We start from the raw sequence: 13,701 nt of genomic DNA on the forward strand, positions 1-13,701 counted from the left end.
TAATTTCCTCCCAATATCCTTAAATTTATGTAGTCAATGCAAAATAAATTTTAATTCTATTTGATTACACGGTTTAAATGAAACGTTTATTTTTTAGGGTTCTTTAATAAGTGTATCGCAAACCCTCCAAATGTTTCCTTTAAGTAAACTACTTCCAGTCTTCCATCTTCATCATATGCCTTCGTGTCCTCGATAAAGGACATACCCTTGCGTTGAAAAAAGGCATATGCTCTTGGCACATCATCGGTTCCCAATGCAACATGGCCGTTTTCACCATAAAATTTAAACTTCATAACTTCAAATAAATTTCCAGCAAACAAGGATTTTGAAGCCTCTCTCGAAGGGAGACCCAATAGATCACAAAGTGCATTGGTCGTTTCTGCTGCCTCTGTGAGATCTTTAGCATTTATTCCAACATGTTGAATAGTAAAATTCAATTGATCAGCAACCGTTTCCTTTATATATTGCTCAAGAGCCACAAAATCCCGGTTTTTAATCGCTGATTTGTCCACCATGAAACCACCGCCAACAGCAATGATTTTTGCATTTTTTGTATAGGTCTTTAGATGTTCACGGGTTATACCTCCTGTTGCAATGAAGCGTACTTCCGGAAAGGCACCCGCTAACAATTTCATGGATTCCACACCGCCTAGCGGCACTGCTGGAAAATACTTTACTATCTGAATGCCCATCTTTCTTGCTGCGTCTATTTCTGTAGGCGTTGTACAGCCTGGTATTATTGTAACATTTTTGCCGGTACAAAATCTCACAACTTCTTCATTAAAATTGGGTGAAACAATAAAACTTGCACCTGCGTCAATAGCTTTTTTTGCCTGTTCACAGCTTAATACCGTTCCTGCACCAATTGTAAATTTGGGCATTTCCTTTGCGATTCTATGAATAGCTTCAAAGCCTGACTCAGTTCTCAGCATTACCTCCATTAATGGAAGAGAAGCATTATTTAATGCCTTTGCAATATTGGCGGCATCCTTTGCATCTTCAATAGCAAGGGTTGGTACCATGCCTAAATCCTTAATCAGCTCAAATAGTTCTTTCATAATTCACCTACCTTTGGACTCTTCCGGATCCATCCCCTTTTACCAAAGCTTCAATTTCTGAAACTGAGACCAGATTAAAATCAAGCTCTATGGAATGCTTCAGACATGATGCTGCGACTGCAAATTCAAGGGCCTCCTGGCTTTCAAAGCCATTCAATAACCCGTACATTAGCCCGGAAGCGAAGGAATCTCCACCACCTACACGATCAACAATATGTATTTTATACTCCTTGGAAAAATAAGCCTTGCCATTTGTATAAAGCATCCCTGCCCAGTTATTATCTGATGCTGAAATACTTGTTCTAAGTGTCGTTGCAATCATTTGACATCCATATCTTTCCGTTAGTTTTCTTGCAACATCAATATAGGACGTCTTGTCCAGCTCCCCCTTTGCAACATCTGTATTTGCAGCTTTAACACCTAAAACCTTATCTGCATCTTCCTCATTGCCTATTAGCACATCTACGTAATGAACCAGTTCCTGCATGACACTCTGCGCTCTTTCTGGAGTCCAAAGGTTTTTCCGGTAATTCAAATCACAAAACACCTTCACCCCTTTTGCTCTCGCCATCTTGCAGGCATCTAATAATATAGCTGGCAGATTTTCACCGAGGGCTGCAGTAATACCTGTAAAAATAAAGGCTGAAGCGTCTTCAAATATTTTATCCCAGTTGAAATCATTTTGTTTGGCAAATGAAATAGATGAATATTTTCTATCATATACCACCTTTGATGGTCTTTGAGAAGCACCTTTCTCGACAAAGTACACACCGACGCGATCCCCGCCATATACGATGTTTTCTGTACCTGCACCGAACTTTTTAAGTGTAGCAACCGCAGCTTTTGCAATATCGTTATTCGGAAGTTTTGTCACTACTTCCGTTTTCATGCCAAATTGCGCCAGCGCAACAGCCACATTTGCTTCTGCACCGGTATAATTTACAACAAACTTATCTGCCTGAATAAATCTGTAGTAGCCCTCCGGACCTAATCTCAATAACACCTCTCCAAAACATATAATTTTTTCCATCGTCACAATCTACTCCAATCTATCGGCAAGCGTTTACAAATGCTTGTGCACGTCTTGTAAATTCTGTATAATCACCGGCGTCTATTACCTTAGCGTCTGTAAGTCTGCCGCTAACTCCAAAGCAACTATATCCAGCATTATGATACTCTAGAACGTTTTCCTCGGTAACACCGCCTGCTGCAACCAAATGAATATGACTGAGCGGTGCACGGACATCTTTGATATATTTTAGCCCCAAATAACCTGCAGGAAATACTTTCACAATGTCTGCACCTAGATTATGTGCTGACGTTATTTCTGTGGGCGTCATGGCTCCTGGTATAGAGACTAACCCCAATTGTTTAGTAAGCATAATAACTTTTTCATCTACATTCGGCGAAATAATATATCCGGCACCTGCATCCTTCGCTGCAATAACTTGCTCAGGCATAATGACAGTCCCTGCGCCGATCATCATTCCCTTCCCAAAATGCTCACATAACGATCGAATAGCTTCTGCGGTTTTTTCCATACATTGAGAATCACTTTGATCAAAAGTAACCTCAACAAGATTAATGCCTCCCTTATGCAGCGCTTCGACAAGCTTCAAAAGCTTATCTCCATAAATTCGACGACAAATTGTGATAATTTTATTTTCCAAAATAAAATTTTTTGTATTTATATACATATCTTCACCCCCTTTTACAATAGTCTGTCATTCTTGCTATTGTTCATTAGTTCAACAATGATGTACTTGATTCAATAATAATATATCATCATTGGTTAAAGTTGTCAATTTGTTTATTTATTAAAATAAAAAATGGAAATTTCTAGATTTTCAACTCAATCTCTATTGCAATATAAAACTACATCCATAAAGAATGAATCCTTTCCTCACGAATATAAAACAACCCCCTGTTTTTCTCAAAATAAGAAAAACAGGGGGTATTTTTTAAAACGGTCTTTAGAAATCATATGTCAAAAACAGAAATCTTAAATGCCACAAAGGTACCGCTTATTAACTTTCCTCACATATCGCCCTAAGGCATACATGCCATCATGAGGCTCACCTGTATAATTCACAGACATATACCCGCAAGGTGTAATTCTACAGATGCCTGCTCCATAGAAAAGCTTCGATAGTTCATCAAATTCTTCATTTTCGCAGCTCAATCCTACTGTTTGCAAGTGCCCTTTATGCGCTCTTAACAAACTTAATAATTTTTCCCGTCTTATTGGCATAACCCATATATTACGAAATAGTGGTGATGCTTTCAAATCAGCATGATAATCTACCAGAACGCTATATTGTTTCTTTTTATCTGTAATCAATTTTTTCTCTTTTAGAATTTCCTCCATTTTAACAAGCTCCAGGGTCCAGGTGATTTGCGCTTGCACATCCAGCGGCCTAGCCGCCGGCGGATATTGTTTTGCCGCATCCTCAATATGCTTTGACAACCTATAGGCAAAGTCGTCTATTTCTTCCGGATCATCGGTCTCATAAAAAACACACTGGGGCGCACTGCAGTACAGCTGGTCCGTTGAACAAATATCTTTTGCCAAGCCCTGCAAATCCCAATCAGTATTTTTATTCTTTGTAAAATAAGCAAAGCTCAATCGATGTCCCCACTCAATAATCGGCAGTGATGGTGGTGCAAGCTGTCTGATGGCGCTAATCGCTTCATCCGAACCCCATACGGCAACTGCATTTGCTACTTCGATAAGCTGATGAATGGCTTCTCTATTTTTGGAAGATACATCAAATACATAGATATATGGCTTTAATCGAGGTTCTATTTCAATAAGCCCCATAAGCAGCCTAGAAGATATGCCCGCCTCATTTTCAGGCAGTTTTAAAATATTTATATTTCCTGTTAAGAGCCCTTCGATTACACTGAAGGCAGAAACTCCCAACGTATTTCCTGCTCCAATATGTAGGATTACACCGAGGGGGTGGTTCTTTTCTTCTATTCCTTCATCAACCTTTTTCCATGTAAAAGGATTTTCCCCTAGCTCAGCATGTAGCTTTTTTAGCAGTGCGCTTCTGTCTAAGCTGTCAATTGTCACACGGACATATTCTTTTGCCGCCCATTTTGGCACGCCCAGTGCAGCAAGCTGTCCGGCAACTTCCTGCTGATTGATTTCTTTTGATAATACATGTGCTGCTTCAATGACTACCTCTGGCATGAGTGGTTCAAGCAGCAGGTCTTCTTCTATCTTTTGCCTTAGTTCAAAAATCTTGCTGCTAATATCCTCCTTTAAAAGGGGTTCTCCTCTATAAATATTATCCATTTTATTCTCCTCCCATATATTCAGAAGCAGCTACAGCGCAGCTTCTTGCCTTTGCTGTTCCTGCCCTTCCAAGGATTTCGAAATAAGGGGTAGTAATTCCGCATCCACACCCTTTGCCGTCTCTTAACACCGCCATATCTCCCATAATGACAGAAGATATCGGCATAGAAGAAACCAATGGACTGACAAAACTTAAAAATCCAGGCCGATCAAATCCTAAAGGCTGTAAGGTTTTCACATCTCTGATAATCACTCTGCTCCATATCGGTACATGCATATGGTGGTTTTCACATTCCGGATAAGCAACACTATGCTCAACTGCACTATAAAAGTCGCGGCAATTTTTTGAAGGAATTCCTAAGAATTCTTCAACCATTTGATATAATGCCTTTTTATCGATCATCATGTCGTCGAACTTTTTCCAGCCGCCGCCGGTAAGCACTAAAGATCTTCTGTTCAATTTCAACGGCTCTACCCCTGAATCACGCATCATTTTTAAAAGCATGTACAGATAGGAAGGGAAACCCATTATGCGCACAGGCAGTTTTTGTCTATTAAACCGCTTAAGGGCACTCATAATCCCAAAATAATCAATCTCATAGCGGTCTCCGATAGGCCTCAAGGCAAATACCTTTTCTTTTGCAGGAGCAAATCGGGTCATGCCAAGGGCCACCTTTACATTTCCCATTTCATTGCCTGCTTTGGGCTCATAGCCTAACATCAGGTAGTTCGTAGGAATAAATGAGATAAATCCGTGATATTTCATTGCTTTAACCGCCATTTTCGTCCCCAGCTTGATCGATTCTCCGTCTAGAAAGATTTGGCTTTTTTGTCCCTGTGTGCCCGACGATGTAGCATGAATCTCAATATCCGCTTTATTCCGGCTAAGAACCTCATGGTATTTAAAAAAACTTACAGGAATGGCTGGTATTTTCTCACAATCTTCCACTGACGCAATATCTTCAATGCAAAATCCGCGATCTTTTAGTAATTTTTCATAAAATGCGCAGTGTACACGATGATGCTCAATAGATTCTTTCATTGCTTCCAAAAATAAGATTTTGCTGCCCTCCTGGTCATAGATCTTATTATAAGCAAATAGCTTCTCTCTTGCGGTCATAGCGCCCCCTCTTTCCCATGCTCTGCGATCTGAATTTCCTTTTATATCCTTTCCTTTATTTTACAATATATTTGGAGGATTTGCATCTTATTCGGGGGTATCTCCTATAATATAGTTGCTTGTCCAGCAAGCCTTACATTTCTTCTTAATTTTACTGGCATACTCTGCCAGTTGGGACACACGCTCAAAGTTTTTATAACGGTTTGTCACAACGGCAATGGACAAACTCATTACCGGGAATTTTTCAATAATGCCATGACGGTTTTCAGCCATAATGTATCCCTTTTTACAATCTAATTCCGAATAAAAATCTAAGATCCGTTTATCAAACTTTTCGATAATCGCCTCACACAGCTTATGAATTTGATGGCTTTCCACTACAGCCACAAAATCATCTCCTCCTATATGTCCTAGGAAGCCCTCATGAAAATCAAGCGCTTTCATGCGCTGTTCTATCAATGCTGCTGTCATTTCAATAACCCTATCTCCATTTTCAAATCCATAGACATCATTATAGGGTTTGAAATTATCCAGATCGAAATAGAGTACGGCATACTGCTTCTTAGAAACAATCATATTTCTTATTTTTTGGTCAATCACCATATTCCCCGGTAACCCGGTCAGCGGATTGGCATATCTGGCACGGTCCAGTTCAATCTCTGTTGTTTTCTGAAGCAAGTCCTTCACTGTAACAATTCCATAATATTTGCCGTCTCTTGTTACAATGATATAGTCGTAGAGTGTATCCTCCTCCCGCATCATGGCAATTTCTGAAGCACGGTCCAGAGGGGTATCATAATCTATCGTCAAAGGAGCTTTGTCCATCAATCGGTCTATGGTTCTTTTCATAAAAATAGCATATCCATATTGCTTTCCCAAATGCCTGTAAAACTTGTGCTTCATGATCAATCCAACGGGTTTGTCCTGATCTATTACCGGCAGTCCCTGAATGTCTGATCCCTTTTCAAATACCAGATTCACCTCTTTTCCCAGGGTTTCGGGACGAATATACGGTATACATTTACTGATCTCTCCGATTCGGGTACTGGTAATATTTCTCAGACGGATATCTCCTTTTGTCAAATTCCTTTCTAAAATACGTGATCTTATAACAGGATGTGTATTGAGAAGTTCTGCTGACGGTTTTTGAATATAGTATCCCTGACCATAGTGAATGCCCAGATCAATTAGGCAGTCTAATTCCTCTGCTGTCTCAATTCCTTCAGCAATCAGTTTAGAATTTGTACTATTGGAAAACTCCACAAAAGCCTTCAGTAATGCCTGCTTGAAGGGTTGTTTATGAATATCCCGGATCAATTTCATATCCATTTTCATGTACAGGGGTTCTACACTGGTCAACAGATTTAGCCCCGCATATCCGTTTCCTACATCGCCTATAGCAATATCCGCACCTAAATCCTTATATTTGCGCAGCGTATTGTGAAAACGTGTATAATCATGGATGCAAGTCTGTTCGGTAACTTCAAATACGACATAACCGGAATCCCTGTCCCAGGATGAAAAAAAGTCATTCAGCAAATTTTCTCCTTCTTCTTTCAAAAAACAGTACGGGTCAATGTTTACAAACAGCTTGAGATGATCCCCTTTTCTTTGGAATTTTTCTAAAGCCCTCTTCTTGCATATCCGCTCCAGCGCTATAATATCTCCACAAGCTTTTGCCATTTTAAACAATTCTTTTGGGTCTTCGAAGGCCGTACCCTTTGGACCCCTGCATAAAGCTTCATATCCTAGAACGCCACCATCTTTTAAAGATAAGATACATTGAAATACCATATCAATATCTTCAGTGACAATAACTTCTTCATACTGTTTATAATTCAAATCTTCAATATTTTTCTGATTCAATTTACTCACTCCACAAAATTTCATTATATAAACAGGAACTTTGTCCTATTTATTTTCATTATAGCTATGTTCTTTCCTTAATGAATTAAAAGTTCGTTAACTTTATGGAGAAAACTAGTAGAAGGGATATTTTTACATATATGGAGACCACAATAAAAATAGAATTCTTTTTGATAAAGAATTCTATTAAGGGATCTCTTATTTTTAACAAACTGCAAACCATTCTATAAAACCGTTTTACCCGTTTAATACATTCAAAAGGGTTCCTACGGGCACAACGCCATAATATTTGTTTTCTTTCGTTATGATAATATAATCATATATATTTTCTTCTCTCCTCGCAGTGACTTTTCTGCATGCTTCCTTTACTGAAGTGAAATAGTCAAGAATAAGCGGATTATTTTCCATGATCTTTTCAAGCTTTTCTTTGAAAAATTCATCCTTCTTTGGTTTTAACGAAACTTCCAGGTTTAATTTTGATCTCATGAGGAGTCCTACCGGTTCCCTCTGATTACAGATGGCTATACCCTGTAAATGATAATTGTTTTGAAATATTTGATAAGCCTCTCCAATAGATCTGCTGATTTCTAAGCTTTTATCTATTCTTGCAATTTCGCCAATGTTCATTTCATGCAAGCAAACTTTAGATTTATTAAATATTTGATTTCTGAAGAGAATTACTTCTTTAACACTTTGATTAATCAAAACAAATTCATCCACAGGCCTTTGGAGAAAGTACCCCTGCCCATAGTGTACACCTATATCAATTAGACAGTTTAATTCATTTATCGTTTCGATTCCTTCCGCAATCAATCTCATATTTGTAGCCTTGGCAAAAGAACAGAAAGTCTTTATCAGTTCCTGCTTGATAATATCCTTATCAATGTCTCTGATCAATGCCATATCAATCTTAATGTATTGAGGATGGGTTTCTGCCAGGAGTCTCAACCCCGAGTAACCGGCTCCTGTATCATCGATTGCAATCTTATAGCCTTGGCTAATGTAATTATCAATCGTATTTCTGAAGCTTTTATAATCGTTTACAGCGGTTTTCTCCGTAATCTCAAATATAATGCTGGAAGGATTGATCCCGAACTTTGATATATACTCCTTCGTAGATCCCTTCTTGAATTTTCGGTCTTTAATGATTTCAGGATTTACGTTTATAAAGAGTAATTTCTTTTCTGGCAGTTTTCTGGCATTTTCTAAAGCCTTCGTTCTACAAAGGAGCTCTACTTCCCATAGGCGGTCAAATTCTTCGGCAGCGTCAAACAGCTGGGCTGGGGATTCAAGGGCAGAATTATGAGGCCCCCTGCTCAATGCTTCATATCCTAATATGTTTCCATTATCTAATGCTACTATAGGCTGGTAAACGGTTCTAATCGATTTGTTCTTTAATATATGTATTAATTCATTGTAGCGGGAAATCTTTTGTGCTGCTAGACTCATCCTATTCATCCTTTACGCTTCGTAGTTTCCATATTCATTATATAATTCCTGGAGAAACGAGATATTATGGAATTGTTAAATCCTAGTAAAATCTCTATAATAGAATTTTACTTCCCTATAACAATACGCATTGTAATTTTTGCTATACTAAAACCGATATAGCGTATCTTGGAATTGTATTTCGAGAGTATTCTAGTCCCCTCAATTCGGTCAATTATTGACCCTTTTTTTTGCCTGGAATTGTACTTGTACAAAATATAAATTAGATCCACCAAGATACAAAAAAACAAAGTCAAAAGGTACTGCCCCTTTTGACTTTGTTTTTTTCATTGCTTTTATTATACTTTGAAGCGGCCTGACATCGCCTGCAAATCCTTTGACAGTTTTGTCAAACTTTGGCTGGCCGATGCTATTTCCTGCATTGCAGCAGTCTGCTCCTCTGCTAATGCAGATACATTTTGGATCTCTTCTGATACATCTTTACTTTTCTGTTGAATGATATTGGTAGATGCAGCTATATTTTGACTCCCTTGGGCGACTTCATTAATGGATGCGGTAATCATGGTCACCTGGCTGTTCATCGTACTAACAAAGTCTATAATCTCATGCAAGGCTTTGCCTGCATGATTGACCGTTTCGGTTCCGCCTTGAACGATCTCACTATCTTCCTTCACTGCACGGTTTGTCTCCACAAGCTGGTATTGAATCTCTTGGATTAAATTGTTAATTTCCATGGTAGATTCTTTAGAGCTTTCTGCAAGCTTTCTAATCTCATCTGCTACCACAGCAAACCCTTTTCCGGCTTCTCCTGCTCTTGCCGCCTCAATCGAAGCATTGAGGGCTAAAAGATTTGTTTGGTCTGCAATGGATTGTATGGTTTTCAGAATTTCATCCATTTTAGATGAACTCCTATTGATTTCATCTAAAGATACATTTACTTTTCGACTGCTTTCTCCTAAATCAACCATGCTTTGCATTGCATTTTTCACTTCTTCTTCACCGGTTAAAGCACTTTTATTTGCTTCTTGACTTAAATGCTGGATTTCTTCTGCATTTCCTAAAATTTCCTGAAGGCTGGCCGCCACTTGCTGTATCGCAGATGTGGCGCTTAATACTTCCTGCAATTGCTCTTCCGCATTTTTTGCCACTTCTAAAGAAGAAACTGCAACACTTTCTGATGCATCGGCTGATTGCTGGGAGATATCCAACAGGGCTGCTGCTGAGTTAGCCACTTGCTGTGCCGAATTTTGAGAAGAACGAATTAACCCTTTTAAATTTTCTGCTGTGCCCAGCAAAGCATTTCCCAGCTTTTCTTCTGCAGTACTGACCGCTTGCATATCAATGGTAGCAGCGAAAACACCCTTAAATTCTTCGCCATGATAATAAGGAACCGCCATGACGATGGCTAATTTATCTGTTGTTTTTGAGATAACAATATCAGAGGTCTGAGGCTTACCCGTCTTTTTTGCGTTTAGAAAATAGTCCCGATCCCCATTATACATTAAATTCTTTCCTAATGTATTGTATATTTGCTGCCCCGATGCATCGGTAATAAAAAACACCGCGATTTCTTTGTATTTTGATAACATATGTTTTTGTTTTTCATTGACTGCTTCGATGCAGTAGTCATTTTGGTAATAGATTTTTGTTAACTGGATGATCAGTGCTTCAATTTTATTCAAATTTTTCCTTGTATTGGCTCCCATGGAAATCCCTATACATAGATTTCCTTTTGCCATTTCCTCTATAGCATTTACTAGGCTTTCTGTTTTTTTACGGCTCTTTATATTCTTATAGACATCGTATGTAAAGAGTAGAAAAATATATGCCGTAGAAAAAGTATAAATTAAATTCAAATCAGCTGCTTTAATATTTTTAATAATCAAAAGCAGGATAAAAGGCATCCAATAAATTGAATATTTAATACAGACGGACAATAGTTTCTGCAAGATAAGTTCCTCCTCCAAATTTGTTCATTTCATAATGAATTACTAAAAAACAATTGCTCGGCAATTTTTAAAAGCATTCTGCGGTTTTATTATCCCTCTTTTCTTAATGGTCATTTGCACGTGTCGCTCTGGTATCTATTCTCTGTCCTATAAGAAAATTCCTGCTTGAAAAAACTATCCTGTTTTTCACTCAATACACTGGTTCTTATAAAATAAAAAGTGATCTCAAAACAACCTTTGAGATCACTTTTCTAACAACCTATTCATTCATAATTTTTTCAAGCCTTTCATCTTCTATAAAACGCTTTCTTTTCCTGTAATAGCTTTTCCTCCCAAATCATTTTTGCCAAAGCCAAGTCTTCCTTATAGTCCGTTTTTGATTCATCTTTGTCATATTCCAAATGCTCAAGAATTTCAATTGTGAAATTCCCTTCCCCAAATTCCTTCCATTCTTTTTGTAATTCCCGGTTGGGATGTGAACCGTTTTTCAGCTTAAACCGAGTGCCATTCATCGTACCTCTTAAATCTTGAGTTGCTTCAATGCAGCACTTATTATTGACCTTAGACTCTATTGCAAATACCCCCATATCCGGGCGCATTTGTTTATACTGTTCCTTCAATTGTTTCCTTCTGTCCATTTCCTATCTCCTTCTTTCTCATCCACTTTCTTTACAACCCAATAGTTCGCTCCGTTGGGCGTCCGTTCAAGAAATCTATGATCGATCAGCAGTCTTCTCAATATGAAATAATCTCCAAAAGTATGCCACCGGTCTATAATTTCATTGATCTCTTTTTCACTGTAAATCCGATCATTCTCAAATTTGCTGGTCAAATAGGACAGTACAGGAATTTTTGTTCTGTTTGGCACAGGAATCTGTACTATTTTTCCAGTATCGTCTAAGAAAATCGAAATATTAATCTTTCTCTTTCTTTTGCTCATCTGTCAATATCCCATTTCTTTTAATATACTTGATAACATGCGCAACCGTTCTCCAATCAGCTCATCATCATCGCTTAGGGCCTGGCTGAATAGTTTAATGTCTTCATTAATCTTTTCATTATCGGTGCATACCGCTACTGTCATGGCATCCCCTTGCAGCCCTACCCGATCTATAACAGGTTTCTCCGTATCATATAGCTTCTCGTATCGATAGGCTTCTTTAAAATGAAGTTTTGCCCTGCAGACAAGAATTGCCAGATCAAGCACACGGTGCAGGGGCAACTCTTCAGACTGCCTTGACCATTTTTCTCCTGTATATCTCCATACTTTGGCAGAAATATCCACCTTTCCCCTGTCATTCCACTGTGCTAATCCAAGGGAAAGTCCTTTTGCATCTGAATTATATGCATATCTTCCATCAACATTTTCATAGTTTTCTGAGACAATAACTGGTTTATGCTTTAATGTAGTTGGTATTTTCATCATTATGACCTCCATCTATTTTTAAATTTTATATTTACTAAATTAGTAGTTTACTAAATTACTAATTTTATTCTAATCCTTTTTCTTTTTGGTGTCAATACTTCGTACCAAAATAAATCGTCTTTTCAATTCATTCAATATTGCTTATTTTGCTTAATTCATCGTAAGCGGTAAAGTAAATTACGCAGTTCTCGCACATTAAAATTTTTATCTTAAAAATAGATTTTTATAAACAAATAGGGCACTAAATACGTTTAGAATGTATTTAGTGCCCTATTTGTTTATAAACTCTATATTACAATGGTATGGGGAGCTTCAGGAAAATTTTTTATTAATTCAAATTCAATCTTGGTTTCTCCAACTATTTCTCCTTTATGGTTTCTGTTTTTTACCACATAATATTTTTCAAGAAGATTTAACTCTTCTTTTTTTATTAAATCAAGCTGGCGCAGTGTCTCTAATATGACCGCATTTAATATGCCGCTTCCTCCATCCTCGATTTTAAAGGTAATGCCAATCCCTTTATCCTTCAATCCTATGGCATAATAAGCACCGGCTCCTGCTTTTGCAAATAATCTATCCCCGCATATTTTCATCAAATCTGTGCATATCCGATTTGTTCCTCCGACCATTTCAGGATAAGATGTCATAGCCTCGGTTATTCTCCGAATTACTTTGCTTCGCCTGTCATCAAACAAGTCTGGTTTTGATAAGCGTGCAAAGCCTTGTGCAAATTTAAACAGAGGCAGTGCATGAACAGGGACGCCACAGCCATCAACCGCTGTAACTATCCTTTCCTCATCATATTCACAGATCTCAGATATGGTTTTCATGACTCTTTTTTGGACAGGATGGTTTTCTTGGTAATAGGTATTTAAATCCTCCTGTAGATATTTTGCAGCAATCAACATCCCTGCATGTTTTCCGGAACAGTTGCAATGTACCGTCTTCGCTTCCAACCCCTCTAGCTTTAACTGTGCTGCCGCATATTCTGCAATAGGCGGGTGCGTTCCGCACTGTAAAACTTCATCCGTTAGCCCTGCTTTAGAAAGTATACTCTGAACCCCTGCGACATGGAAGGATTCTCCGCTATGGGAGGCACAAAATAAAGCAATTTCTCTTTCGGTTATCCCATAAGCATCCGCAGCACCGCTCTCCAGGACAGGTACAGCCTGCATAGGCTTTGCAGATGACCGTGCAAAAGTAATCCGGTCTGGATTTCCGTAATGATACAATATTTTTCCGGTATGGTCTACTACCGCAATATGACCTATATGGGTTAAATCGACTAAACTTCCCCTATAAACCTTCGCAACAACCGACACTTTCATCTCCCCATTCTATTTTTTATATTAATAAAATTATATCATAAATTTTTAAAATATTTACTTTATTTTTTATGTTTATTTTCACTTTTTTTATAATATTTTATAGTATTAAATATATTTTTCTTCAATATGCTCCCTTACGGGATTTGCAAAATATCTTGCTGCTGCATTGTAATTCACAAAATTTTTGTAGTAAATACTTTAAAT

General features: G+C 38.0%; 12 protein-coding genes. All 12 read right to left on the reverse strand.

From position 1 onward, the window contains the following. Positions 1 to 86: 86 nt before the first annotated feature. On the reverse strand, positions 87 to 1,058 hold the full coding sequence (locus Gferi_RS08680; protein WP_069975560.1) for a bifunctional 4-hydroxy-2-oxoglutarate aldolase/2-dehydro-3-deoxy-phosphogluconate aldolase: 972 nt from the start codon (positions 1,056 to 1,058) through the stop codon (positions 87 to 89). A 7-nt stretch (positions 1,059 to 1,065) separates the two neighbouring features. Next, positions 1,066 to 2,088: a sugar kinase gene (locus tag Gferi_RS08685; RefSeq protein WP_069975562.1), complete on the reverse strand. Its 1,023-nt coding sequence runs from the start codon at positions 2,086 to 2,088 to the stop codon at positions 1,066 to 1,068. A gap of 19 nt (positions 2,089 to 2,107) precedes the next feature. Further along, the gene (locus tag Gferi_RS08690) at positions 2,108 to 2,755 is read right to left on the reverse strand and encodes a bifunctional 4-hydroxy-2-oxoglutarate aldolase/2-dehydro-3-deoxy-phosphogluconate aldolase (RefSeq protein WP_069975564.1); all 648 of its coding nucleotides are present in this window, start codon (positions 2,753 to 2,755) and stop codon (positions 2,108 to 2,110) included. A gap of 305 nt (positions 2,756 to 3,060) precedes the next feature. Beyond that, complete coding sequence (locus Gferi_RS08695) at positions 3,061 to 4,359, reverse strand: acyl-CoA reductase (RefSeq protein WP_069975565.1); 1,299 nt, start codon at positions 4,357 to 4,359, stop codon at positions 3,061 to 3,063. 1 nt (position 4,360) lies between these two features. Continuing rightward, complete coding sequence (locus Gferi_RS08700) at positions 4,361 to 5,479, reverse strand: LuxE/PaaK family acyltransferase (RefSeq protein WP_069975567.1); 1,119 nt, start codon at positions 5,477 to 5,479, stop codon at positions 4,361 to 4,363. A gap of 87 nt (positions 5,480 to 5,566) precedes the next feature. Beyond that, positions 5,567 to 7,345, reverse strand: coding sequence for a GGDEF domain-containing protein (locus Gferi_RS08705; RefSeq protein ID WP_169832972.1), 1,779 nt, complete (start codon positions 7,343 to 7,345; stop codon positions 5,567 to 5,569). A gap of 237 nt (positions 7,346 to 7,582) precedes the next feature. Beyond that, entirely contained in the window at positions 7,583 to 8,794 is a 1,212-nt protein-coding gene (locus tag Gferi_RS08710; RefSeq protein ID WP_069975571.1) for an EAL domain-containing protein, read from the reverse strand. A gap of 338 nt (positions 8,795 to 9,132) precedes the next feature. Then, on the reverse strand, positions 9,133 to 10,743 hold the full coding sequence (locus tag Gferi_RS08715) for a methyl-accepting chemotaxis protein (RefSeq protein ID WP_069975573.1): 1,611 nt from the start codon (positions 10,741 to 10,743) through the stop codon (positions 9,133 to 9,135). Positions 10,744 to 11,030: 287 nt separating this feature from the next. Beyond that, the gene (locus Gferi_RS08720; RefSeq protein ID WP_069975575.1) at positions 11,031 to 11,381 is read right to left on the reverse strand and encodes a GIY-YIG nuclease family protein; all 351 of its coding nucleotides are present in this window, start codon (positions 11,379 to 11,381) and stop codon (positions 11,031 to 11,033) included. Further along, positions 11,360 to 11,683, reverse strand: a complete 324-nt coding sequence (locus Gferi_RS08725; RefSeq protein ID WP_069975577.1) for a DUF2087 domain-containing protein — start codon at positions 11,681 to 11,683, stop codon at positions 11,360 to 11,362. Before Gferi_RS08725 ends, Gferi_RS08720 begins: the two co-directional genes overlap by 22 nt. Before the next feature lie 3 nt (positions 11,684 to 11,686). Further along, positions 11,687 to 12,166, reverse strand: coding sequence for a DUF6530 family protein (locus Gferi_RS08730; protein ID WP_069975579.1), 480 nt, complete (start codon positions 12,164 to 12,166; stop codon positions 11,687 to 11,689). Between the two features lie 290 nt (positions 12,167 to 12,456). Next, positions 12,457 to 13,491, reverse strand: a complete 1,035-nt coding sequence (locus Gferi_RS08735; protein ID WP_169832973.1) for an asparaginase — start codon at positions 13,489 to 13,491, stop codon at positions 12,457 to 12,459. Positions 13,492 to 13,701 lie beyond the last annotated feature (210 nt).

It is taken from the genome of Geosporobacter ferrireducens, assembly GCF_001750685.1.
Taxonomy (GTDB): domain Bacteria; phylum Bacillota; class Clostridia; order Peptostreptococcales; family Thermotaleaceae; genus Geosporobacter; species Geosporobacter ferrireducens.

What these genes read in the sequence shown, in the direction of transcription:
- Gferi_RS08725 (WP_069975577.1), bottom strand. Translation starts at nt 11,683, where the DNA reads ATGAGCAAAAGAAAGAGAAAGATTAATATTTCGATTTTCTTAGACGAT.
- Gferi_RS08730 (WP_069975579.1), bottom strand. Translation starts at nt 12,166, where the DNA reads ATGAAAATACCAACTACATTAAAGCATAAACCAGTTATTGTCTCAGAA.
- Gferi_RS08680 (WP_069975560.1), bottom strand. Translation starts at nt 1,058, where the DNA reads ATGAAAGAACTATTTGAGCTGATTAAGGATTTAGGCATGGTACCAACC.
- Gferi_RS08685 (WP_069975562.1), bottom strand. Translation starts at nt 2,088, where the DNA reads ATGGAAAAAATTATATGTTTTGGAGAGGTGTTATTGAGATTAGGTCCG.
- Gferi_RS08700 (WP_069975567.1), bottom strand. Translation starts at nt 5,479, where the DNA reads ATGACCGCAAGAGAGAAGCTATTTGCTTATAATAAGATCTATGACCAG.
- Gferi_RS08720 (WP_069975575.1), bottom strand. Translation starts at nt 11,381, where the DNA reads ATGGACAGAAGGAAACAATTGAAGGAACAGTATAAACAAATGCGCCCG.
- Gferi_RS08710 (WP_069975571.1), bottom strand. Translation starts at nt 8,794, where the DNA reads ATGAGTCTAGCAGCACAAAAGATTTCCCGCTACAATGAATTAATACAT.
- Gferi_RS08690 (WP_069975564.1), bottom strand. Translation starts at nt 2,755, where the DNA reads ATGTATATAAATACAAAAAATTTTATTTTGGAAAATAAAATTATCACA.
- Gferi_RS08695 (WP_069975565.1), bottom strand. Translation starts at nt 4,359, where the DNA reads ATGGATAATATTTATAGAGGAGAACCCCTTTTAAAGGAGGATATTAGC.